The following is a 23,575-nucleotide window of genomic DNA, read 5'->3' as shown; positions in this document are numbered from 1 at the left end:
AAAATCATACCTAGTAGTAGTGTTTGATCGTTTTATTTATAAGCTTGAAGGATCAGCAGCACCTATTTACAGTTAATCGCAAAACCTTCTTGATCATCCTTGGCTTGCCATTTCTTCACCTCTCCATCATTCCGATTTTGCACTTTACTGGGACATTAAAAATTGATTTGCCTCTCCCCAAATTTGTTTTTGGTTGTTACGAAGCAAAGAGATCAAACACGTTACATTCGATCAATGGAGTAGTTGAAGGTTGAAGGTTATGTCATTATCACAAGCTTCTACAAGAGCGAGGATCAGAACTTTCAATTTCTTTTCTTTTGAGGATTAACTTACATGACCAGAGGGAAAAGAAGAGAAAGCCTAAGTAACTATTCAGGAGTGATGCCAGTTGAATAAGTCGATAAAATTTTCAAAGAAACTGATTAAGGAAATAAAGGAAGATCGTGTAACCGGGCTAGCGGCAGAACAAGCTTATTACTATTTACTGGCGCTATTCCCTTTGCTCATTTTACTTCTGTCCATATTACCTTATCTGAACATCGATATTCAAACAGCCCTTGACACGATAAAAACCTTCATGCCTGCGGAAACGATGGAAGTCGTCGAGAAAAATATCATCAACATATTATCCGAACGGAACGGCAGCTTACTGACTTTTGGTTTCCTCGGAACCATTTGGTCCGCTTCCAACGGAATGAATGCGTTCATCCATTCCATGAATATCGCCTATGATGTAGAAGAAACAAGGAATTTCATCAAAGCCCGCATCATTTCCATTGTATTGACATTAGGCCTGGTTGTAGCATTCATCGTCATGTTGGGTCTCCCCGTTTTCGGAAAAGTCATCATCGATTTATTACAGCAAGTCATTCCGATCCCTGAAGAAACGCAAATATTATTCAGCTTATTACGGTGGGTTATCGCGATTGTTGTCATCTCACTTGTCCTGGCCTTTCTATATCGCTTTGCACCGAATAAAAGTTTTCCCATAAAACACGTCATCCCTGGGGCAGTGACCGCAACTGTACTTTGGCTGGGAATATCACTTGGATTTTCATTCTATGTAAGTAACTTTGCCAACTACTCTTCCACTTACGGCAGTTTAGGAGGCGTGATCATCTTGATGCTATGGCTGTATTTGAGTGGTCTCATTTTTGTGATTGGAGGAGAAATCAATGCAATTCTACATCGCCAAAATTCCATTCCGAAAAAACAGTCCCGCACGATCGTTCATCCTGTCCCGCTTAAAAGGTAAATCAAGAATGACAATGGAAGATTGAAAAGCGGCTGTCCCATTTGGACAGCCGCTTTCCTATTCACCCCTTATTGATAAATTCTTCATATCTTTCATCATGCGCCAGCCATGCAGCGTATTTCCGCTTCATGTATTTTTCCGCTTCCGCAAATGTATCGAAGGTTTTTTTCTGTTGTTTTCCGTTGATTTCAACAATCCATTCCTCTTCTTCATCTTCATAGATGAATATGTCCTGTTTGTCTCTCGTTGAATATAGGCAACCCTCTGGGGACTCCTTTACATTCAATTGATTCTTATGTGCGTCGCGTTTAAGGGGCTCGGCATGGAAGGTCTTTTCGACATATTGGCTATATGCCTTTTCGGACATGGTGCAACCGGCTGCTTTTTGGTGACCGCCCCCATCGTACTTGCCGGCAACCTCAGAAACATCTATATCATCGTGGATTGTCCGGAAGCTGATTCTTTTACTTCCTACCATCAGTATGGCTATATAATCCAGATGCGAGAACTCTTTCGACAGTTCATTACCCAATTCCGAGTGGTATGACTCTGCATGGACCACACCAGCCGTATGGGGACCGACCGTAGCCTGATAGACTTCTCTTTTTTTCCTGTTTATGTACCGATCTACTCGACTCTCTTCAACATTCAGAAGGGTTTGCTCCACTTCGTCAAAAGTAAAACTTTCAGCCGTGGACAGCTTATTTGCGATTTTCATTTCGAATTCCTCTATCGGAATCATGAAAAACAGGTCATTTAATCGTTTTGCCGTTGTATTTTTATTGACTTCCCATTCCCAAGTATCGTATTGACGAACCAATTCAACGAATTCAGCGACAATGCTTGATGGTTCCAGCAATTTATTTTCAACTGCATACTGATAGAATAATGATGTCGCTGCCGTCTGTTTACCATCTTCCTGTTCGACAGTTACAGATGCCCAATCATGTTCGTTCAAATGCAGTGCTGACTTATGATGATCAATCAGCAATGCCTTGCCTCCATCTTCCACAAACTGAGTAATCATTTTTTCGTTATCTTCATCAACCGATAGATCAGTAACAATCAATGTATCTTCAATCTTAGCCTGCTCAAGAAATGCTCCTACATTCTGATTAAGGCGGCCAATTGAATTATAACTAACCACTACTTCTTCTCCGAATGCCAGCTTAGCTACAATGCCGCAGCCGACTCCATCTAAATCATTATGTGTAAAGAGATGGTACACACAAACCCCTCCTAATAACTAATAAAATTACTTTTCCCTAAAGTCATGAATTTCAATTGCAATCTTTACAATTGTAGCATAATCATATCCGCATATTTTATCTTGGTTCCATTACGTGATGCTTTTGTTCGGTTTTTTTTTTGAAAATCCCCTAATGATTCTTTATTTTCCATGATTTATACCGGTATTTAATGAAACCACATAACTTTGAAATCGAGGTATTTACAATCTGACAATTAAAAAAGCCGCAGGAATGTTATTCCCTGCGGCTTCCTTATGTGAAATCACTGTTCTATTAATTTTCCAAGGTTGGCCATTTCAATCGCACTAACCGCAGCTTCATAGCCTTTATTACCTGATTTCGTTCCTGCACGTTCAATGGCTTGTTCAATATTTTCAGTTGTCAGCAAACCGAAGATAACCGGTACACCTGTTTCCAATGACACGGAAGCCATGCCTTTAGCTGCTTCATTGCATACATAATCATAATGTGAAGTGGCACCCCTGATTACCGTCCCTAGACCGATTACCGCATCATATTTACCTGTATTCACAAGTTTCTTAGCAATTAACGGAAGTTCAAAAGCACCCGGGACCCAAGCGATGTCAACATCATTCTCATCAACGCCATGACGCTTAAGGCCATCCAATGCCCCTCCTAAAAGCTTGCTTGTGATAAACTCATTAAATCTTCCTACCACGATTCCGACTTTCAAACCTGATCCGATTAATTGTGCTTCAATAGTTTTCCCCATGTCCAATTCCTCCTAATTTTAAAAAACAATATCATTTTTTCACGTTAAGACTTAATTCCTAATAACCCTTCAAGCTTTCGGGATGTTCAGTTCAAGTTCCTGTTTCCCAATTGAATCATTTTGTTCAAGATACCGAATCAAATCGGCTATCGTAATGAATTTCAGGTTAAATTTATCAGCGATGACTTCTAAATCGGATACGCGGGCCATCGATCCATCTTCATTCATGATCTCACAAATGACACCCGCTGGAGCGGCACCGCATAACTTCGCCAAGTCCACCGATGCCTCCGTATGTCCTGCCCTTCTCAATACGCCGCCTTCTTTAGCGACTATCGGAAAAGTGTGACCAGGCCTTTGGAAATCTTCAGCCACAGAATCTTCATTAAGAAGTTCAAGGATGGTCAAGGACCGTTCAAAAGCACTGATTCCTGTAGAGGTGCTTTTATGATCGACACTTACCGTAAAAGCAGTGCCATGATGATCGGTATTTTCACCTACCATAGGATGCAGTTTCAATTTCGCTGCCAGTTCTTCAGTGATGGTTGTACAAATCAAACCACGTCCATGAGTCGCCATGAAATTAATCGCTTCCGGTGTCGCCTTTTCGGCCAACACTACAAAATCCCCTTCATTTTCACGGTCTTCATCATCGGATACGATTACTACCTTGCCAGCCTTCAAATCTTCTATTGCTTCTTCTATTGTATGGAACATCATTACACCGCCCTATTATTAGAATCCATGCTCTGCCAAAAACTCTAAATTCAGTCCTGGTTTTGGATTGCCATTTTTCATTTGATGTATTATATATTTCCCTATCATGTCATTTTCGATGTTAACAATATCGCCAGCCGCTTTTTGTCCCAATATGGTGTCCTGATGAGTCAATGGAATCAGTGACACAGTCAAAAGGTTCCTTTCGATCCCAAATATCGTCAAGCTCGTTCCATCAATGGCCACGGAACCTTTTGGAATGCAGAATGTATTAAGCCCTTCTTCCAATTGGATTACATAATATACGGCATTTTCTTTCCGTTCTTTTTTTATGATCGTTCCGGTTCCGTCGATATGACCTGAAACAAAATGACCGCCAAACCTTCCCTGTGCACTCATGGCTCGTTCGAGATTAACAGGTGATCCCAATTTTAACGTCCGGATCGTGGAAGCTTTGACCGTTTCCGGCATCACGTCGACCGTAAACAAACTTTTTGTGAAGGATGTTACCGTCAAGCAGACCCCGTTGACTGAAATACTATCCCCCAGATGCACATCTTCAAGGATTTTTTCAGAACGAATCGATAACTCCATACTGCTTTTTCCTTTTTTCAAGGAATGTACGGTACCGACATCCTCAATGATTCCCGTAAACATGTTTTTCCCCCTTTTATAAAATATAAAAAACCCCTTAGGATGACCTAAGGAGTTAGCAGGAGAAATGAGTGAAAAAAATTGTATACCTAAAAAGCCTAATGTTTTCATTTTTGAAAAATTAGGCGTACGTATACACTTGGGTTCCACACGTCCTTCTCCCATCCAGACTGTACTGTCGGCTTTGGAATCTCACCAAATCCTGCCTTTATCAGGCTCGCGGGCTTAGAATTTCTTCATCACCGCCGGTTGGGATTTTCACCCGACCCCGAAGGACACTATCAACACATCGCTGTGTTTTCTAGTATTATGTTGTTATTTAAAAGCCTTTGTTATAGGGTTTTTACGGTTATGATATTTTTCGAAATGTTTTGTAATTCTGTTGAATGTTGCTCATTCCTACCAAGTATCCTACCAAAAACCTACCACTGTGCTCGCTTTTAATTAATGTCATATTACCATGACAAAATAAAAAGAACAAGGAATCAATTTCCTTGTTCTCCATCTAACCATTAAAAAAGTAATTTTTGAAACTTTGTATATCCTTCCGATTTTACAACGTGAAAGGGAGGTTTATTGAATAATTCATAAGTCTGGCTTCGTCCTATGCCTAATATCTCTTGTACGTGTTTTGGTTCCAGTGCTTCTTGTAGCTCGTCCCTGGTTGGTGTAGCCATCTTTACTTTACATTTAATCTTTGGATCCAAAGAAATGACAATTAAATCCTGGTACTGACTCGCTGCAGAAGGGACAAACTCCATTATGCCAGCTGGCTTTATCCGGTTATTTTCCTCAATCCCTAAAAGCACAACCAAATTCATTTTTTCTTAATCTGGTTATGACATGCATCGAAATTAAGTAACTATCAAAAATCAAAATAGGGAGAGTGCTCAATCATTTTTTGAAAATGTTCATATAATAGGAAAATAGGGATACTTGTCCAAAAGAATGCACCTCAAAAAGTAACTTAAAGTATAGGAAAAAAAGGAGTGATATTTTTATGTATTATCACGATGACTGTTGTAAGAAGAGAAAACGCCGTGATCATGACTCTCACGATGACTGTTGTAAGAAGAGAAAACGCCGTGATTATGACTCTCACGATGATTGTTGCAAGAAGAAAAATTGCTGCGATTATGAAACTCACGATGATTGTTGTAAGAAGAAAAATTGCTGCGATTATGAAACTCACGATGATTATTGTAAGAAGAAAAATTGCTGCGATTATGAAACTCATGATGATTGTAAGTCTAAATTAGAAAATTTTCAATTCCAACTTCAACAACAACAACAAAAACAAGAGCAACTTCAAGCTCAACTTCAAGCCCAAGCTCAACTTCAAGCTCAACTTCAGGCCCAACTTCAGGCCCAACTTCAGGCCCAACTTCAGGCCCAACTTCAGGCCCAGACTCAAAATGATACCGATACTATTTCAAACGTAGGTAATCCAATTGTAAATGTAAATATATCCAATGATACTTTATCAAATGGCGGCTCTATTCCATAAACTAATTAAGCTTTTAGTATTTATGTTCTTTAATTGGCATAAACCCAGAATCTAAGATGCAAAAATTGATAACTTTAGTTCCGTTATGAAATCTTCGTCTTCGAAGGGTTGCTCTGTTTGAATGGAGAAATAAACAAAGTTACCACCTCAAGATAATTGTAACACTCATAGTACAATGTTCTCTGAGGTAGTTATGTAAATCAACTAAAGACGACATCTGTAAGGATTGTCGCCCCATAATAATTGTTATATTATTCCATCAAAATTACCTTAGATACCTATTCTCATTTGATGCCAAACATGCAGGATGATGCAGCTAAAGTACTTAAAAAAATGCTGAACAATTACTCCAGTGTTTTGTTATTATTTCAGATTCCCTGCCGAATTTCCTACCAAACTATGAAATACACAAACAAAAACCGCCTAAAACCCTTTTACACAAAGGTTTTTGGGGGTTTTTATTTTATATGATATCTTACGACCCCGAATGACTAAATAATATGAATCTTTGATTATTTTATTACCATAAAGTGAAGGTGTAAAATTTCTAACCTTAAATGGTTCAATTGTTACAGGAACTTCCTCTCTTTTTGGAAAAATGACCCCCAAGTACCCCCGATGTGCTCCGAAAAGATTAACCAGGCTAAATATGTGGAATAAGGTTAGAAGGGTCATAATTCATACAAGGAGGAAGCCCATGTTTATTTCCATCATTAACTTGATTTTCTACCTGTTCGTCGTCACGATGAATTTTTTAGCCAACTTCCTGCCATTGAACGGCCAAACATCAGGAGAGATTTCCGATAAACTTGATGTCTTTTTCACTCCTGCCGGTTATGTATTTTCCATATGGGGCTTGATCTATTTCCTGCTCGCCATTTGGGTATTCAGGCAGTTTTTAAGTAAACATCAAAACAGCCCTGCTTATAAGGCATCCTTCCCTTGGTTCACTTTAAGCTGTGTCCTGAATGGCGCTTGGCTTTTGGCTTGGCACTATGAACGTTTTTTGTTATCCGTATTCATTATCTTTGCCCTGTTGGCTACTTTAATGGTCATTTATACAAGAATGAAAAAAGTGGAGCATGCTGCTTTCGACCTATTTCCGTTTTCCGTTTATGCAGGCTGGGTAAGTGTTGCAGCCATAGCTGACATTTCTTATTACCTCACCTATATCAAATGGGATGGTTTTGGGGTTTCCAGTATAATCTGGACGATCGTCCTGCTGATTGCAGCAACAGCCTTGGCCTTTGTCTTTGCAGGTAAAAACCGGGATTGGTGCTATCCTCTCGTATTCGTTTGGGCGTTCATAGGCATCGGGATACGAAATAGCGACGCCTATCCTGTAATCACAGATATTTCTTATATCCTGGCTGCCATCACTTTTATCGTATCCATCACCATCTTCATTAAAAATAGGAGGAACAAATGAGGGATATGGTACCCTAAAATGCTTGCTGAAGATCTTGCCAGACATCCTCCCAAGCCTCAAGGCCAACTGAGAGACGGACCAGTTGGTCACTGATGCCCATTTGTTCCCGTGAATCTTCAGGAACGGCAGAGTGCGTCATGGTAGCGGGATGCTGGATCAATGTTTCGGCATCCCCTAGACTTACTGCAATTTTGATAAGTTTCAATTTATTGAGGAATTCCTGTGCATCCTGTTTTGTGCCATGCAATTCGAAAGAGATAAGGCCGCCTCCATGTTTCATTTGTTTTTGCCTTATATAATGATCCGGTGAATCTTCATCACCTGGATAATATACCTTTTTCACCTTTGGATGTTCCTTAAGTTCTTGAAAGATTGCCATTGCATTGTCCGAATGACGGTCCATCCTGACAGGCAAGGTCTTTAACCCCCTCAATAGTAACCAAGCATCGAATGGTGAAATGATACCACCGATATCTTTCTGTGTAGTCCCAGCTACCTGATTCATGAATTCCTTCTTACCGACGACAAGTCCCGCAACGACATCCCCATGCCCGCAAAGATATTTCGTAGCGCTATGAAGGACGATATCACAGCCATATTCAAGCGGTCTCTGTAGGTAGGGAGTTGAAAACGTATTATCGACTACGACCGTCACATTATATTCCTTCGCAACTCTCACCACCATCTGCAAGTCAATCATTTTCATCGTCGGATTGATCGGGGTTTCTACATATATGCAGGTCGTTTCCGGCCGGATCATTTTCCTTACCTGTTCTTCTGAATCCATTTCACAAAAATCATGTGTGATGCGGTATTTATTATTCATTAGCTGCAGGAGGCCAAATGTACAACCATATAGCCCCTGTGAGCACAGGATGTGGTCATCTGTTTTTGTTAACGCAAAAAGCACTGCTGAAACGGCAGCCATGCCTGAACCGAAAGCAAGGCCAGCTTCCCCGCCTTCCAAAGCGGCAATCTTTTCTTCAAGCACTTGTACCGTTGGATTTCCAAGGCGGGAATAAATATATCCATCTTCCATACCGGCAAAACGCCTTTCCCCTTGCTCGGCATTTTCGAAAGTGAATGTTGAGGTTTGGAATAAGGGTGTTGCCAAACTTCCTAAATGCTTCTTCGAGTCATATCCTTCGTGGATGACTGCCGTTTCAAAATGTTTATGCTTTCCTGTCATACCGTCTCCTCCTAACCTATGTCTATTGCTATCATATGTCAAAAAACCATATAAAGGAAGCGTTTTCATTCATGATCATCCCCCATTAATGAACTCCTGAATTTAGTCTAATTTCACAATCGAATATTTATAGTGTCAAATGCTATGCGGCTATATTATCCTGATCTTATTGGATCATTTCTTTTTGAACATTCCTTTGCCTAGGCACTCATCGTTCAATTTTATTCAAAAAACAAGCACCTTCCCATTTCTACTGGGAATCCCACCATATTCAGAAAGTGGAAAAGCATGTAGTGGGGATTCCGTACAATGAGCAACTTTTAAATTTTTAATCTTAACGGGCATTAGCAAAAAAAAAGACAGCCGCCATGGCCGTCCCTTTTTTCGAATCATTCATCGACTACGATGTTTCCACCATAGAAGGTTACTCTCGTTAATGGAATCTCCAGTTCACGAGCCATTTTTTTCAACTCTCGCTCTTCTCTTTCCGTTACGATTGAAATGACAGTGCCATCTGCACCTGCTCGCCCAGTTCTCCCAGACCTATGGATATATTGTTCGATGTTGTCAGCCATATCAATATGAACGACCGCAGTAAGACCTTTAATGTCAAGCCCCCTTGCCGCTACATCCGTTGCTATCAGCATTGGGGATTTTCCCGAACGAAGCTTGCGCAACGCCTTCTCCCTGTCGACTTTATTGGATTCACCGTGAAGCACGCCCATTTCAATACCTTTATAACTCAGCTTTTCATGCAGGACGCTCAGCTCCGCTATATCATTCAGGAAGGCAAGGGCCTTCACATCTTTAATTCTTGTGATTTTCTCCAGAATCTTGGACTTTTCCCGTCTCTCGACAACAAAGTAAAGATGGTCCACCTTTGATTCCATTTTTTCATGCTTATCGACCTTGATCATTTCGGGTTCATTCATGAATCCCCGGGCGGCTTTTTCCGTTTCCTCCGGCAGGGTCGCAGAAAATACCATGATTTGCCGATCTTTTAGCGTTGTTTTGATAATATTATTGATCGTTCCCATATGCTCTGGAGTGATCAATTGGTCACCTTCATCAAGTACTATCGTCTTAACTTCATGCATCTTCAATTTCTTTTGGGCAATCAATTCGTAAATCCGCCCCGGTGTTCCAGCAATCACCTGGGGACGCTTCTTCAGTTTGTCCAACTGCCTTTTCACATTGGCACCGCCGATGAATGCTGCACCCGTAATGCCGCTTCCCTCTGACCAATTGCGAATTTCTTCATTGATTTGCATGACCAGTTCTCGTGATGATGCCAAAATCAAAGCTTGGGGCGATTTCTTTTCAGGATCTATCTTTTCTAGCAATGGCAGTAAATATGCTAATGTTTTTCCCGTACCAGTCGGTGATTCGGCCATGATGTCTTTTCCCTCGACAATCACCGGAATCGCTTTCGTTTGAATCGGGGTAAGTTGCCCGAATCCGGACTTTTTCCAGACCTCTTGTATATATGCTTTTCTATCGTTCACTAATTCAGGTAATTCGCTCATATCTTTCTCCTTTAAAATATAACTTTTCCTATCTTTCATAGTACCATTTATTCTTGTCCAGTAGCCAATGGAATACGAATTGTAACCGTCGTCCCTATGTTTATCTCACTTTCAAAATGCATTTCCCCGTGAAGTCGATGAACGATTTTCCGGCAAATTGCCAGCCCGATCCCTGTGCCCTTTTCTTTTGTCGAATAAAAAGGCTCACCAATCCGTTCAAGACGCTCGGGCACCATTCCCATGCCATTATCACTCACGCTGACCATTGCTTGTCCATCGACGTTTTGCAGCGATATATCAATTTTCCCATTATCCTCAATCGCTTCAATGCTGTTCTTGACGATATTGATTATCAACTGTTTAATTTCAATTGGATCAGCCATAATATAAATCGGTTCGGCGGTTTTAACCCTGAACCCCATTTCGATATTATTCAAATTCGTTTCTGCTTTCATCAACGTGAATACCTGTTGTAAACTGTCGGCAAGATCGATCCTGCGGAACGCAACATCCTGTTTCTTCCCAAGAATCAAAAGTTCACTTGAGATAATATTAATTCGGTCAATTTCCTTCAACATGATATCAGAATGCAGCGGGTTCACCTCCTGCGTCATATCCATTAACTGTACGAATCCTTTTAACGATGTCAGGGGATTCCGTATCTCATGTGCGACCGCTGCAGCCAGATGTCCGATTACAGATAACTTTTCAGACATGATCATCAATTCCTCTTCGCGCCGCAATTCAGTAATATCCCGAACGATTGCATATACTCCAAGCATTTCCGCGTGAACGATGATCGGTAAAAAGGTTACACGGATTATCCGTTCTTCATCACTGCCATTCTGGATGGTCGTTTCGAATTTTACAGCCTCCCCCTGAAGGGACTGTTTAAAGAATACAGATACTTTATCACTTTCATTCCAGTTGAGGAGATGATTCGCATTCTTGCCTTTCAAATTGTCACTGTTATGACCTAATAGTTTCTCAGCTTCAGGGTTTATCGAAACAACATTTCCTTCGAGGTCCAGCTCAAGGACACAATCCGGGTTATGCTTGAACAGCGACCGATACTGTTCATCCTTCAGAATGAATTCCTGTTGGGATCTCAACATTTTCCCCGTCCAATACCTGATTATGAAGTATAGGAAAAGCCCGGTTATGAAAATGAACATCCACCCTTTGGAATGTTGAAACATTGCATATATCTGAACATCTGCCCTTGCCTGTGTCATAGAGATGTAATCCGTAACGATAATCCATAAGACCCCAATGATTATATATATAAAAGCCACTTTACATGCAATTTTATGAGATTGGTTCATATTTTTTCCTTTGTATTGTTTTTTGGTTTATTATTCCCAAATCACTCAAAAAAAGCCCTCATGTTTTCAACATAAGGACTCTATCGGTATTGTACCATATATATTGCATTCATTGTTTTATATAGCTAAAAAAACCAGCACCATTTTTACTGGACCTTCAATGATCAAGAGAGGTTTTTAATGGCTTGATTGAATTCTTCTTCTATATCTTTTGTAGGCTTGGCCGATAATAAGCTGAAAACGACTACCGCTATTGAACCAGCGATGAAACCCGGAATGATTTCGTATACTTCAGCGAACTTATCGATCATATCCCAGACGATCACGGTTGCCGTACCGACAATCATTCCCGCCAGGGCTCCCCATTTCGTCATCCGTTTCCAGTACAGGCTTAACAGAATGACAGGACCGAAGGCCGCTCCAAAACCAGCCCATGCATAACCCACCAATTTAAGGATCGTACCGCTTGGATTAAAAGCCAATAATAAGGCAATGGCAGATATCGCCAATACACCAAACCGACCTACAAGCACTAATTCCTTATCAGATGCATTCGGCCGAATGAACTGCTTATAGAAATCATCGGTCAGAGCACTTGCCGATACTAACAGCTGTGATGCAATCGTACTCATTACCGCTGCTAAGATAGCAGCCAACAAGAAGCCTGTAATTAAAGAAGGAAACAGTTCTTTAGATAAAATGATGAAGACGGACTCAGCATTTTTTTCCCCTAAAGGACTATTTGTCAGGTTAAAATAAGCTATCCCCACCAATCCGGTGAACATTGCTCCGACGATAGCAAAAATCATCCAGCCCATACCGATTCGGCGTGCACTTTTCAATTCTTTAACAGATGAAACCGCCATGAATCGAACGATAATATGAGGCTGCCCGAAATAACCAAGCCCCCATGCCAGAAGAGATATGATTCCAATGGTCGATGTTCCTTCAAAAACATGCAATAAATTCGGGTTGATCGATTTTATTTCATTGAAGGTAGGATCCCAGCCACCAATATTTACAATCGTGACAACTGGTACTAGAATTAAGGCAATGAACATAATTGTACCTTGTACGAAGTCGGTCCAGCTAACAGCCAGGAATCCGCCAAATAATGTATAAAGAATAACAACGCTCGCCGTCAGCCAGATGCCCCACCGATAATCCAAATTGAAAGCGGAGCGGAAAAGCTCACCGCCCGCTACCATGCCTGAAGATGTGTAAAAGGTAAAGAAAATTAAAATGACCGATGCTGATACCACTTTTAAGACCCTAGAGCCATCTTTAAACCGATTTCCCAAAAAGTCCGGGATCGTAATCGAATTGCCGGCCACTTCCGTGTATGTCCGAAGTCTTGGTGCCACGAATAACCAGTTTAAATAAGACCCTGCACACAGGCCGACGACAATCCAGCCAGCACTTAACCCGCTTATGTACATAGCACCGGGAAGACCCATCAACAGCCAGCCGCTCATATCGGAAGCTCCTGCACTCAATGCAGTTACAGCCGGGCCCAAGTTCCGGCCGCCAAGCATGTAATCGGTTAAGTTGGCCGTTTTCCGATAGGCTAAATAACCAATTAACAGCATGCCTGCCATGTATATTCCAATTGATATTATAATTCCATAATCCAAAAATGAATCCTCCTATTTATAGGTTAATTTTCATCTTGTAAGCTTATCAGAAAAAAAAACATATGTTAAGAAGTTCTTGCACCTTTCAACGATTTCACTTTCAATATAATTAAGAAAATTCATTTTATTAGATTAAATCATTAGGAGGAATACGCCATGCAATCCTATATCAATCAGCCAGATGGAGTTTTTCCCTCTGTTTGCTCTCTTGACTGTCCTGATCAATGCGGTTTACTGCTGCACAAAAAAGACGGGAAAATCATTAAAGTTCAAGGAGATCCTGATCATCCAGTCACAAAAGGGAATATTTGCAACAAAGTCCGAAACATGACTGCCCGCCTATATGACCCCAATCGCTTAAAACAGCCATTAAAGCGCATCGGTCCGAAAGGAGAAGGGAATTTTGCTCCAATAAGCTGGGAAGAGGCCATTGACACAATCACTTCAAAATGGAAAGACCTGATCGAAATGCACGGTCCGGAAAGCATACTTCCCTACAGCTTTTACGGAAACATGGGCAACCTCAGCGCCGAGGGTATGGATCGCCGTTTTTTCCACAAACTCGGTGCAAGCGTGCTCGAGCGTTCCATTTGTAACGCGGCAGGCTCAGTCGGATACAGCTATACAATGGGTGGTTCATTCGGCATCGATCCAGAAGAAACGATTCATACAAAGCTTTTCATCATGTGGGGCATTAACGCTGTGAGCACAAATATGCATCAAGTGACACTTGCCCAGCAAGCCCGAAAAAACGGGGCCAAAGTAGTTGTCATTGACGTACATAAAAACCAAACCGGCAAGTGGGCAGATTGGTTCATTCCTATTCTGCCTGGCACCGATAGTGCGCTTGCCCTCGGATTAATGCATATACTATATGCCGAGAATCTAGTCGACCAGCCCTTTTTGGATGAATACACAGTGGGGGCTGCCGAATTGCGTGAACACGTCCGCCACTATGACCCTGCGACCGTATCCGCAATCACTGGCGTTCCAATTGAAGATTTATATGAATTAGCCAGGATGTACGGCACCACAAGTCCATCATTCGTTCGGATAGGCAATGGCCTGCAGCACCATGACAATGGGGGCATGGCGGTACGTACCATTGCTTGCCTGCCGGCACTTACCGGCCAATGGATGACCGAAGGCGGCGGAGCCATCAAAGGGAATTCTGGATATCTGGCTTTTAATACAAATGCCTTAAGACGTCCTGATTTATTGCATAATAAAGCTACCCGGACCATTAATATGAACCAAATCGGTCAAGCTCTCCTCAAAAAGGAAAACCCGATTCGCTCCATGTTTGTATACGGCTCCAACCCAGCACTTGTCGCTCCGAATGCAAATATGGTGCAGGAAGGCCTAATGCGGGAAGATCTATTCACAGTTGTACATGATCTATTCTTAACCGAAACGGCCATGTTTGCCGACCTCGTCCTCCCTGCCACATCATCTTATGAAACGGAGGATTTTTATAATTCATACTGGCATAATTACGTGCAAATACAAAAACCTGTAATCGAAAAATATGGCGAGTCGAAATCGAATGTTGAACTGTTCAAACTGTTAGCTGCTGGAATGGGATTTGAGGAACAAGCATTTAGAGATTCAGAGGAAGAGATGATACGCCAGGCGCTGGATTTTCCCGATAACCCGCATTTAGATGGCATCACCTATGACTCCCTTTCAAGGAATCAATTTGTCAAAGCCAAAATGCAGCCGATGTTCCCAGGCAAACTCCCGACACCAAGCGGTAAAATCGAACTTTATTCCGAACGGATGAAGCAGGATGGATACGAGCCTTTGCCAACATATACGCCAATCATAAAAGACAGCGACCTGCCATTTTTATTCATTCCGGCACCTAATCACAATTTCTTGAATTCAACCTTTTCAAATAATGCCAAACATATCTCCATGGAAAAGGAACCGAAGCTGCACATGAATGCCGCCGATGCCAAAACAATGGGGATAGCCTCTGGAGATATGGTCAAAATCTGGAACGGTCGCGGTGAATGTTTGCTTACCGCTGCTCCCGGTGAAAATGTGTTACCCGGCGTTCTTGTAAGCCAAGGCTTGTGGCAGAATATACCTGAAACAAAACAACACATCAATTCCCTTACCCCAGATCGCCTCTCAGATATGGGTAATGGCGCCGTTTTCTTTTCAGGACGGGTTGATCTTGAAAAAGTCCACCAAAAGTAAATCAATGTATAGCAATCTTTGAATATATCTACGGTTCCGGCATTTTATCTGCGCTTTTCGGAGTTATATCTGCGATTTTTGAAATATATCTGCGATTCTGGCATCATATCTGCACTTTTCGGAGTTATATCTGCGATTTCCGGATTATATTTCCGATTCCGGCATTTTATCTGCAGTTTCACAAAAAAAGGCTGTTCCCAAAGGAACAGCCTTTTCGTCTAGCCATTTATTCTTCATCAAACCAGCCTGTTGGCTGGATATCCAAGTTGTTATTGATTTGCTTCACTTCGGTGTAAGCTTCGTAACCGAAAGTTCCCAGTTCGCGTCCATTTCCACTTTGCTTGAACCCTCCCCAAGGAGCTTCGTTATAAGTCGGATGATATGAGTTTATCCACGTGATGCCGGCACGCACTTTTTTAATGACACGGTACGCTTTTGCGATATCATTCGTGAACACCGCTCCCGCCAAACCATATTTCGTATCATTGGCCAGTCGAAGTGCTTCCGCTTCATCCTTGAACTTTTGAACGACAAGCACCGGTCCAAAAATTTCTTCCTGCACAATCCGCATGTCCGGTGTCGTATCAACAAAAATAGTAGGTTCGACAAAGTAACCTTTATCCAAGCCTTCTTCATTCATTCGATTTCCACCGACGATTATTTTGGCACCTTCTTCTTTTCCGATTTGGATATACGATAATATTTTGTTCATATGGGCTTCTGAAACGATAGGCCCCATCTGGCTGCTTTCATCAGAACCTGAACCTACTTTGATCTTTTTCGCCTTCGCAGTAAGACTTGCAATGAACTGATCGTAAATGGACTCTTCCAACAGTAAACGAGAACCTGCAGAACACACTTGTCCTTGATTACAGAATATCCCGTATAAAGCATAATCAACGGCAGTCTCAAAGTCAGAGTCCGCAAATACGATATTAGGCGATTTCCCGCCGAGCTCCAATGTCACTTTCTTTAGGTTACCCAGTGAAGCCTCCATGATCTTACGTCCTGTTGCCGTTCCTCCTGTAAAGGCCACTTTATCGATTTCTTCATGTTCGGCAATGGCTTGTCCTACAACTGGGCCAGCTCCTAACACAAGGTTTGCGACACCTTTTGGCAATCCGACTTCATCCATGATTTCGAATAGTTTGACCGCTGTCACAGGGGTGATCTCAGATGGTTTGAACACAACGGAATTTCCTGCAGCAAGCGCCGGGGCGAGTTTCCATGCTGACATCATTAGCGGGAAATTCCATGGAACGATCTGCCCGCATACACCGATCGGTTCCCTTACGACCATCGCTTGCTGACCGTCAGGAACTTCAAAAGTTTGGCCAGTCGGTTTTGTAGCCAATCCTGCATAATATCTAAAACAGGCTGCTGAATCCGCTATATCAAAACGAGCTTCACGCAATGGTTTCCCATTATCCAATGTTTCCAATGCAGCTAATTCTTCAGCTTTTTCTTCTATTTTATCGGCTATTTTGAATAAAATGCGAGCTCTTTCCACTGCAGGAGTTCCCCACCAACCACCTTCATAGAAAGCATATTTTGCTGCCTCGACCGCTGCATCCACATCTTCCTGTGTTCCTTCCGCAGCTTTGGCAATAACTTCCCCGGTGGCCGGATTCAATACATCCCTCTTCTCTCCTGAAGTCGAATTCACCCATTCCCCATTGATGAACATCTTTAAGTCCAGTGCTCCCGTTCCTTCTTTTTTCGTGTTATTTTGCAAAGTTTCCTGCATGTAAATTCCTCCTCGGTTTTAAGTTATCTACCTATATATAAGATATGAGCAAGATTCATGCCAGTTTGAAATAATAGGTAAAACACGTTTTTTTACCCTTTCCTGTCTCATTTAAATTCAATCGTGAATTACCTATTCATTCTTGCATAATATATGGGCAATCCTTCATCTCAAGCTCTTTCAAGATTCATAGAAAAATAAACCGGCAGCTCAAAAAAAGAGATGAGCGGCTGCTCATCTCTTTTCTGATTAATTTCGGTTAATAATGACCAGTTTCATTTCCGTCATTTCTTCAATGGCATATTTTAACCCTTCGCGGCCCGTCCCGCTTTTTTTGACTCCGCCATACGGCATGTTGTCAACACGGTAAGTTGGGATATCATTAATGATAACACCGCCGACTTCCAATTGTTCTGCAGCAGAAAGAGCCAGATTGATATTTTCTGTGTAAATCCCTGCCTGCAATCCGAATTCGGAATCGTTGACCAAGTCAATCGCTTCCTCAACAGAAGAAACCTTATTGATCAAAACAATGGGAGCGAAGACTTCCTGACAAGATACCTTAAGCATTGCATCCACTTCCAGCAATACAGTCGGATGCAGGATATTCCCTTCAGATTTACCTCCTGCTGCAACGATCGCACCGTGTTGTTTAGCTTCACCGATCCAATCCAGGCTTCGCTGTACATCACCAGCGCTGATTAATGCCGAAATATCCACAGACGGGTCCAAAGAATCTCCTAGTTTCAAGCCATTCGTTGCTTCTGTGAATTTTTTGACGAACTCATCATATACCTCTTCATGAACATATGCGCGCTGTAAGGAAATGCAGACCTGCCCTTGAAAAGCGAATGCTGCCGATACACAGCGTTGGATGATTTTATCGATATTGATCCCTTTATCAACGATGACAGCCGCATTCGAACCTAGTTCAAGACTCACTTTCTTTAATCCGGCCTTATTGCGGATCCCGATTCCGACAGCAGGACTTCCAGTAAATGAAATGCTCTTCACCCGTGAATCGGTGACTAATTTATCACCAATGACCGAACCGCTTCCGGTAACTAAATTAAACGCACCTGCCGGCAAATCAGTTTCGGCTAATAGTTCAGCAAGAAATAGTGAAGATAGCGGTGTTTGGCTCGCAGGTTTCAGGACAAGTGTATTTCCGGCAGCAATGGCCGGGCCTACTTTATGGGCAACCAGGTTCATCGGAAAATTAAAAGGAGTAATCGCACCCACAACGCCTAGAGGCTCACGGACTGTGTATCCTATCCTTCCTTCTCCGTCAGCTGTAGCATCCATCGTCAATGTTTCCCCATGAATCCTTTTTGCTTCCTCTGCTGCAAATTTATATGTGGCAATCGTCCGGGATACTTCAACCATTGCCGTTTTGATCGGTTTCGCTGCCTCTTTAGCAATAATTTCAGCTGCCTCATCTTTGCGGCCCTCCAAAAGGCTCGCAAGCTTTTCAAGTATTGCAGCACGTTTATGACTAGGTAAAGCTGCCATTGTTTTTCTAGCTTGATGGGCTGATTCTATTGCCAACTCAACATCTTCAAGGCTTGCCGAAGGAATCTCCGCTAGAACTTCCCCGCTATAGGGAGACTTTAGTGTCGTGAACTTTTCAGATTCTTGCCATTTACCATTAATGAATAATTTTTTTTTCAGCGTTTCCGTCATGACCATCACTTTCACCTCTTATAAAATTTCTTTTTCGACAGCAGTAAATGTCTCATCAAGGATTTCAATTATTCTTTCGACTTCCGATTTAGTAATGATTAAAGGCGGTGCGAATACGAGTGTATCTTGATCAAACGTAACAGACCGGCAAATCAAGCCGTTTTTCGCCGCTTCAGCAACCAGTCTTGGAGCAAGCTGTGTCTCAAAGCCTTCGCCTGTTTGTTTGTCCTTTACGATGGAGATGCCTCCAATTAATCCAAGTGCCCTGACATCACCAATAATCGGGTGTTTGCTTTGAAGCTTCTTAAAGCCGGCAAGCAACTCTTCACCACGCTGTTTTGAGTTTTCTATCAAGTTTTCACGTTCAATTATTTCAATATTTTTCAAAGCAACCGCACATGCCATAGGATGGCCACTGTATGTGTAGCCGTGTAAAAGCGTGCCTTTTGAAAGGGCAATGAAATCCTGATGCATCTTATCATTCAGGACGACCCCGCCTAACTGTGCATATCCGCTCGTCACACCTTTTGCGAAGCACATCATATCAGGTACAACCCCAAAGTGTTCAATCCCAAAATAAGTCCCTGTTCTTCCGAAACCTGTAATGACTTCATCCGTCACCATTAAAATGCCGTATTCATTACAAATTTCCCTTACTTCCTTAAAATAGCCTTCAGGAGGAAGGTTCACGCCACCAGCCCCTTGAATCGGTTCAGCAATAAATGCTGCAATCGTTTCCGGCCCTTCCTGTTCTATGACCTTACGCAACTCCTCAATGGAGGAACCGTCCACATGGTAAAAATCCGGTGCGATTGAATTCGTGAAGTCCCGGAACGGCTTCAGGCCAGTCGCACTTGTAGCTCCCATTGCCACTCCATGATAGGATTTCGAGCGGGAAATGATTTTTTGACGATTAGGCTGCCCTTTCAAAAGCCAGTAATGACGAGCAAGTTTGATGGCCGTATCATTCGACTCCGATCCACCTGAAGTGAAGAAAACTGCATTCAAATCCCCAGGAGCGATGGAAGCGATTTTGGCCGCCAACCGGATTGCCGGCTCATTGCTGAAAGTGGCGAAACTTGAGGTGAAAGCCAGCTTCGTCATTTGTTCCTTCGCGACTTCAGCCATCTCTTCTTGTCCATGCCCAATATTCACATTCCAAAGTGAAGCCATGCCATCAATGACAGTCCTGCCCTTGACATCCGTAAGATATATTCCCTTCCCTTCCTTAAAGATGAAACTTGGACCATCTGCTTGCTGTTGCTCGATTGCCGTAGTCGGATGAATAAAATGCTTTTTATCCAAATCGATTAATTCCTGAATACCCGTCGTTTCTTTGATCATGTAAAAAACACCCTTCTCTTGTAGTGGATTTTTTCAAGCTAGTTTATTTTTTTATTTATATATTTAGATATAGCAAGATGCATGCCAAATTATATGTGCCTTATATTAAAGGTATTCAAGTTAAAATGATTCATATATAAATCATTAGGAGTTTGAGTTGATTCATATATAAATCATTTGATTCGTATCCGAATCAACCAACACTCATTCATAAGAATAAATACTTAATTACAAGTCCCCCACTTTATTTTCTAATTGATGTTATAAAACCTGACACATAATGTTGAATTTTCGGAAGATTTGTATTATTATCGTGTTAATATTTTTTCATCCCTCTTGAATCGCCATGTTAATCTAAACGAAAGAAGTTGATGTATATGCAGGTAGGATTCGAACTGTACCAAAAACAAACCTTGAAATTATCATTAACCCCTGAATTACAGCAATCGATCAAGATCCTTCAATATTCGACACATGAACTAATAGGTTTCCTAAACCGACAGGCTTATGAAAATCCCGTTCTAGAAATAAGCTTTAAAGACCCCTCCGCATCACTTTCCGAATCTAGCATTCGTACACCTAAAATACATTCTCTGAAACGGTCCTCTAAAAGTAAAAGTTTCAACGGGGATAATGATTACAACCCAATCAACAATTATTCAATCAACACAGAAACATTGGAAAGCCATTTACTGGAACAATTGAGTTTACTAAGTTCGTTGAAAGCAATTGAAAGGAGGATTCTCCAATTTTTAATTGGGAACTTAAATGAATATGGGTTTCTTGAATTGGATGCCAATTGGACTGCCTCGCACTTTTCCGTGTCCGTCGAAGAAATAGAAAAAATGATTCAAGTTTTGCAATCCCTTGACCCGATTGGAGTCGGGGCTAAAGATCTGACCGATTGCTTACTCATTCAACTGCGTGAGCATGAGGATCACAATGAATTGGCGTATAAGATCGTTAAAAAGCACTTAACGGACTTAGCAGAAAAACGCTACAGGAAAATTGCCGCCCTTTACAAAGTGACCATTCAGGAAGTACAAGAAGCAGCGGATTTCATCCGTACGTTAAACCCGCGTCCCGTCAGTCACTTTTCCAATGATTTGACTCATTACATCACTCCGGACGTTTACGTGGAAAAAGAAAAAGAAGGTTTTCTGATAACGGTCAATGATAGCTGCACACCTAAACTTTCCATCAGTCCTTTCTACAAGGACCACATCTCTCTGAATCCTGTTAATCCAGCTAAAGATTATATAAAAAGGCATATAAATGATGCCCAATTACTTTTAAAAGGTCTCGAACAAAGGCAAATGACACTTTACAAGGTGGCAGCGACAATCGTGGACGAGCAGCAAGAGTTTTTCATGAAGGGAATTACGGGGCTAAAACCTATGACACTGAAAGACATTTCGGAAAAACTTCAGGTTCATGAATCAACAATCAGCAGGGCCACGAGCAATAAATATATCCAGACGCCGCATGGCCTCTTTAAACTTAGGAACTTCTTTACTAGAGGGGTAAACCGCGTGAATAGCCAAGCAACCGAATCAACGACCACCATCAAGGAAAAAATAAAGGTCTTGATTGCCGATGAAGATAAGATAAAGCCTTTTTCAGATCAGAAACTTTGTCAAATATTCGAAAATGAAGGGATGAAGATCTCCCGCCGCACTATTGCAAAATACCGTGAAGATCTCGGTATACCGGGATCTTCAAAACGGCGCAGATTTTAAAATCAACCAAATTTTGTGTCCACATTACGGAATGACGTATTCTAAAAGACTCTTACAAAGGATGTATCCATCGTAAGGGTCTTCTACTTTTTCACTGCTTCATTTCATTTTTTTGTGAAAAATCAATTCCACTCTAACAAAAAACCCCTGAAACAGGGGCTAGAATCATAATATATAGTTTTATTTATTACCCCATTTATCTTTGAAAATAAGTTCATCCATCGGCCTTCTTTTTTCCCAATTAGCAAGTTCAAGAATGGGTTTATCCGGATATTGATCCGTATAGCCAATCGACAGGAGTGCGACGGGTTCTATATGCGGCGGAATCTCCAAAATATCACGAATATCATTTTTCTTATAAAAGCTTACCCATCCCATTGCCAACCCTTCCGCACAGGCAGCCAGCCACATATTTTGAATCGCGCAGGCTGTGGATAGGATATCCGTTTCCGGAATGGAGTTCCTCCCTAAAACATGGGAGCCGCCCCGTGTCGGGTCGCATGTAACACAAATGGTGTAAGGTGCTTCTTTTAACCCTTCCACTTTCAAACTAAGAAACTTATTTTCTTTATCTCCTTCATAATGAATGGCGAGTGCCCTTCTTTCTTTATCCGCTGCCCATGCCAAACTGTTCTTGGTTTCCTGAGATGAAATCACGATGAAACTCCAAGGTTGCATGAATCCTACAGACGGCGCATGATGTGCAGCATCCAAAATTCTGCGGAGTATATCCTTTGAAATGGGCTTAGGCAAAAAACTCCTGATATCCCTTCGGTTATAAATGGCTTTATAAACGGCAGCTTGTTCTTCATTAGTAAACATAGTTTCCCCCCAAGTTTCTCGGCTTTATCTAAACATACATACAATTTTATAGGTAAACCTTTACAATTAAAAGCGAGTTCCAGAAATCAAAGGATTCAGCTCGTTCCGTCCACAATAAGATCCGCTCTTTCTTGAGGCCTTTGCGCACCCACATAAAGATCTTCATGCACCATCCAATTATCCTCCCACATTTGCCGCGCTTCTTCACCATCCCGCTCAAGCCCCCGTTTCAAACGCTGATCACGGGGACATTCCACCCAAATCGTAAAATCATGGTACCCTGCCAATTCTTTACGGATGGAATATGTCCCTTCTATAATTAAAAGGCCTTCAGCAGGAACATCATGCCATTCGGCCATAGTGTCCGTTTTCCAATCATACCTTTGATACCTTGCATCCCGCCCGCTTGTAAGCGGTCTCAGAATTTGGTTAAACACCCGTTCCCAATCATAATCCGCACCAATCTGCTTTTGGGATGGAGGCAGTTGGACCCTATCCGATGATGGCAAATAAAAATCATCCATATGAACGACCGTGCTACCCGGACACTCAGTTTGGATACGGGAAGCGAGTGTACTTTTTCCAGATCCGCCCCGGCCATCTATGGCCAATATATATGGAAATCGTTTTTTGGAAATTTCGTGAATTTCAGCTATAAGGCTGCTAATCGTATACTGTCCATCAAGTGTTGGAAAATTCATGAGCATTCCTCCTATACTACTTATTTCTATTCCCCCTCCCTCAAAATCCTTCCTTGAGAGGATAAAATGAAAAAAACTAGATGGAGGTGCTGGCAATGTTATTCTAATGACCATC

At 41.8% G+C, this 23,575-nt stretch carries 18 protein-coding genes, 1 pseudogene and 1 riboswitch; of the genes and pseudogenes, 5 read left to right on the top strand and 14 right to left on the bottom strand.

The window, feature by feature from the left end; all coding sequences use genetic code 11:
* Window positions 1-388 precede the first annotated feature (388 nt).
* Window positions 389-1,255, top strand: a complete 867-nt coding sequence (locus tag QNH43_RS02865; protein WP_283916732.1) for a YihY/virulence factor BrkB family protein — start codon at window positions 389-391, stop codon at window positions 1,253-1,255.
* Window positions 1,256-1,316: 61 nt separating this feature from the next.
* Here QNH43_RS02865 and QNH43_RS02860 read toward each other — a convergent pair whose 3' ends face one another.
* The 5 genes and pseudogenes from QNH43_RS02860 to QNH43_RS02840 all read right to left on the bottom strand — a co-directional run bounded on the left by QNH43_RS02860 (window position 1,317) and on the right by QNH43_RS02840 (window position 5,430).
* Window positions 1,317-2,483 carry a DHH family phosphoesterase gene (locus QNH43_RS02860; protein WP_283916731.1) on the bottom strand — a complete coding sequence of 389 codons (1,167 nt, stop codon included), beginning with the start codon at window positions 2,481-2,483 and terminating at the stop codon, window positions 1,317-1,319.
* Between the two features lie 284 nt (window positions 2,484-2,767).
* Complete coding sequence (gene ribH / locus QNH43_RS02855; protein WP_048685088.1) at window positions 2,768-3,238, bottom strand: 6,7-dimethyl-8-ribityllumazine synthase; 471 nt, start codon at window positions 3,236-3,238, stop codon at window positions 2,768-2,770.
* A 78-nt stretch (window positions 3,239-3,316) separates the two neighbouring features.
* Window positions 3,317-3,955: pseudogene (gene ribB / locus QNH43_RS02850) on the bottom strand (3,4-dihydroxy-2-butanone-4-phosphate synthase); the annotation flags it as partial.
* Window positions 3,956-3,973: 18 nt separating this feature from the next.
* Window positions 3,974-4,612 (bottom strand): riboflavin synthase, encoded by a 639-nt coding sequence (gene ribE, locus QNH43_RS02845; RefSeq protein ID WP_283916730.1) that lies wholly within the window; start codon window positions 4,610-4,612, stop codon window positions 3,974-3,976.
* Between the two features lie 146 nt (window positions 4,613-4,758).
* A riboswitch (FMN riboswitch) is annotated at window positions 4,759-4,889 on the bottom strand.
* A gap of 232 nt (window positions 4,890-5,121) precedes the next feature.
* On the bottom strand, window positions 5,122-5,430 hold the full coding sequence (locus QNH43_RS02840) for a hypothetical protein (protein WP_283916729.1): 309 nt from the start codon (window positions 5,428-5,430) through the stop codon (window positions 5,122-5,124).
* 179 nt (window positions 5,431-5,609) lie between these two features.
* Between QNH43_RS02840 and QNH43_RS02835 the strand changes: the two genes are divergently transcribed.
* Together QNH43_RS02835 and QNH43_RS02830 are read left to right on the top strand one after the other, a co-directional pair.
* Window positions 5,610-6,116, top strand: coding sequence for a hypothetical protein (locus QNH43_RS02835; RefSeq protein ID WP_283916728.1), 507 nt, complete (start codon window positions 5,610-5,612; stop codon window positions 6,114-6,116).
* Window positions 6,117-6,813: 697 nt separating this feature from the next.
* Window positions 6,814-7,545, top strand: a complete 732-nt coding sequence (locus tag QNH43_RS02830) for a TspO/MBR family protein (RefSeq protein WP_283916727.1) — start codon at window positions 6,814-6,816, stop codon at window positions 7,543-7,545.
* A 13-nt stretch (window positions 7,546-7,558) separates the two neighbouring features.
* Here the strand turns inward: QNH43_RS02830 and megL are convergent, their stop codons facing one another.
* The 4 genes from megL to putP form a co-directional block, all read right to left on the bottom strand.
* Window positions 7,559-8,734 (bottom strand): methionine gamma-lyase, encoded by a 1,176-nt coding sequence (megL, locus tag QNH43_RS02825; RefSeq protein ID WP_283916726.1) that lies wholly within the window; start codon window positions 8,732-8,734, stop codon window positions 7,559-7,561.
* A 389-nt stretch (window positions 8,735-9,123) separates the two neighbouring features.
* Entirely contained in the window at window positions 9,124-10,260 is a 1,137-nt protein-coding gene (locus QNH43_RS02820; RefSeq protein ID WP_283916725.1) for a DEAD/DEAH box helicase, read from the bottom strand.
* A 47-nt stretch (window positions 10,261-10,307) separates the two neighbouring features.
* The gene (locus QNH43_RS02815) at window positions 10,308-11,585 is read right to left on the bottom strand and encodes an ATP-binding protein (protein ID WP_283916724.1); all 1,278 of its coding nucleotides are present in this window, start codon (window positions 11,583-11,585) and stop codon (window positions 10,308-10,310) included.
* A 164-nt stretch (window positions 11,586-11,749) separates the two neighbouring features.
* Window positions 11,750-13,219: a sodium/proline symporter PutP gene (gene putP / locus QNH43_RS02810; protein WP_076370859.1), complete on the bottom strand. Its 1,470-nt coding sequence runs from the start codon at window positions 13,217-13,219 to the stop codon at window positions 11,750-11,752.
* A gap of 156 nt (window positions 13,220-13,375) precedes the next feature.
* Here putP and QNH43_RS02805 point away from each other — a divergent pair, with 156 nt between their 5' ends.
* Complete coding sequence (locus tag QNH43_RS02805; RefSeq protein WP_283916723.1) at window positions 13,376-15,424, top strand: molybdopterin oxidoreductase family protein; 2,049 nt, start codon at window positions 13,376-13,378, stop codon at window positions 15,422-15,424.
* A gap of 226 nt (window positions 15,425-15,650) precedes the next feature.
* Here QNH43_RS02805 and QNH43_RS02800 read toward each other — a convergent pair whose 3' ends face one another.
* The 3 genes from QNH43_RS02800 to QNH43_RS02790 form a co-directional block, all read right to left on the bottom strand.
* Window positions 15,651-17,171 (bottom strand): aldehyde dehydrogenase family protein, encoded by a 1,521-nt coding sequence (locus QNH43_RS02800; RefSeq protein WP_283916722.1) that lies wholly within the window; start codon window positions 17,169-17,171, stop codon window positions 15,651-15,653.
* A gap of 249 nt (window positions 17,172-17,420) precedes the next feature.
* Complete coding sequence (locus QNH43_RS02795; protein ID WP_283918268.1) at window positions 17,421-18,854, bottom strand: aldehyde dehydrogenase family protein; 1,434 nt, start codon at window positions 18,852-18,854, stop codon at window positions 17,421-17,423.
* A gap of 18 nt (window positions 18,855-18,872) precedes the next feature.
* Window positions 18,873-20,198, bottom strand: a complete 1,326-nt coding sequence (locus tag QNH43_RS02790) for an aminotransferase family protein (RefSeq protein WP_283916721.1) — start codon at window positions 20,196-20,198, stop codon at window positions 18,873-18,875.
* A 377-nt stretch (window positions 20,199-20,575) separates the two neighbouring features.
* Here QNH43_RS02790 and rpoN point away from each other — a divergent pair, with 377 nt between their 5' ends.
* A complete protein-coding gene (rpoN, locus tag QNH43_RS02785) occupies window positions 20,576-21,937 on the top strand; it encodes an RNA polymerase factor sigma-54 (RefSeq protein WP_283916720.1) in 1,362 nt (453 codons plus the stop codon).
* A 180-nt stretch (window positions 21,938-22,117) separates the two neighbouring features.
* Here rpoN and bluB read toward each other — a convergent pair whose 3' ends face one another.
* Together bluB and QNH43_RS02775 are read right to left on the bottom strand one after the other, a co-directional pair.
* The gene (bluB, locus tag QNH43_RS02780; protein WP_098370466.1) at window positions 22,118-22,759 is read right to left on the bottom strand and encodes a 5,6-dimethylbenzimidazole synthase; all 642 of its coding nucleotides are present in this window, start codon (window positions 22,757-22,759) and stop codon (window positions 22,118-22,120) included.
* 95 nt (window positions 22,760-22,854) lie between these two features.
* Entirely contained in the window at window positions 22,855-23,460 is a 606-nt protein-coding gene (locus tag QNH43_RS02775) for a uridine kinase family protein (RefSeq protein ID WP_283916719.1), read from the bottom strand.
* Window positions 23,461-23,575: the final 115 nt, after the last annotated feature.

Origin of the sequence: Peribacillus simplex, assembly GCF_030123325.1 — a bacterium.
In the GTDB taxonomy this organism is placed as follows: Bacteria; Bacillota; Bacilli; order Bacillales; family DSM-1321; genus Peribacillus; species Peribacillus simplex_D.
Note: the sequence above shows the minus strand (reverse complement) of the source record. Positions and strands in the feature narration are given on the sequence as shown.

What these genes read in the sequence shown, in the direction of transcription:
- QNH43_RS02800 (WP_283916722.1), bottom strand. Translation starts at nt 17,171, where the DNA reads ATGCAGGAAACTTTGCAAAATAACACGAAAAAAGAAGGAACGGGAGCA.
- rpoN (WP_283916720.1), top strand. Translation starts at nt 20,576, where the DNA reads ATGCAGGTAGGATTCGAACTGTACCAAAAACAAACCTTGAAATTATCA.
- QNH43_RS02775 (WP_283916719.1), bottom strand. Translation starts at nt 23,460, where the DNA reads ATGAATTTTCCAACACTTGATGGACAGTATACGATTAGCAGCCTTATA.
- QNH43_RS02805 (WP_283916723.1), top strand. Translation starts at nt 13,376, where the DNA reads ATGCAATCCTATATCAATCAGCCAGATGGAGTTTTTCCCTCTGTTTGC.
- ribE (WP_283916730.1), bottom strand. Translation starts at nt 4,612, where the DNA reads ATGTTTACGGGAATCATTGAGGATGTCGGTACCGTACATTCCTTGAAA.
- QNH43_RS02830 (WP_283916727.1), top strand. Translation starts at nt 6,814, where the DNA reads ATGTTTATTTCCATCATTAACTTGATTTTCTACCTGTTCGTCGTCACG.
- QNH43_RS02815 (WP_283916724.1), bottom strand. Translation starts at nt 11,585, where the DNA reads ATGAACCAATCTCATAAAATTGCATGTAAAGTGGCTTTTATATATATA.
- QNH43_RS02795 (WP_283918268.1), bottom strand. Translation starts at nt 18,854, where the DNA reads ATGACGGAAACGCTGAAAAAAAAATTATTCATTAATGGTAAATGGCAA.
- QNH43_RS02835 (WP_283916728.1), top strand. Translation starts at nt 5,610, where the DNA reads ATGTATTATCACGATGACTGTTGTAAGAAGAGAAAACGCCGTGATCAT.
- QNH43_RS02840 (WP_283916729.1), bottom strand. Translation starts at nt 5,430, where the DNA reads ATGAATTTGGTTGTGCTTTTAGGGATTGAGGAAAATAACCGGATAAAG.
- bluB (WP_098370466.1), bottom strand. Translation starts at nt 22,759, where the DNA reads ATGTTTACTAATGAAGAACAAGCTGCCGTTTATAAAGCCATTTATAAC.
- QNH43_RS02790 (WP_283916721.1), bottom strand. Translation starts at nt 20,198, where the DNA reads ATGATCAAAGAAACGACGGGTATTCAGGAATTAATCGATTTGGATAAA.
- QNH43_RS02820 (WP_283916725.1), bottom strand. Translation starts at nt 10,260, where the DNA reads ATGAGCGAATTACCTGAATTAGTGAACGATAGAAAAGCATATATACAA.
- ribH (WP_048685088.1), bottom strand. Translation starts at nt 3,238, where the DNA reads ATGGGGAAAACTATTGAAGCACAATTAATCGGATCAGGTTTGAAAGTC.
- megL (WP_283916726.1), bottom strand. Translation starts at nt 8,734, where the DNA reads ATGACAGGAAAGCATAAACATTTTGAAACGGCAGTCATCCACGAAGGA.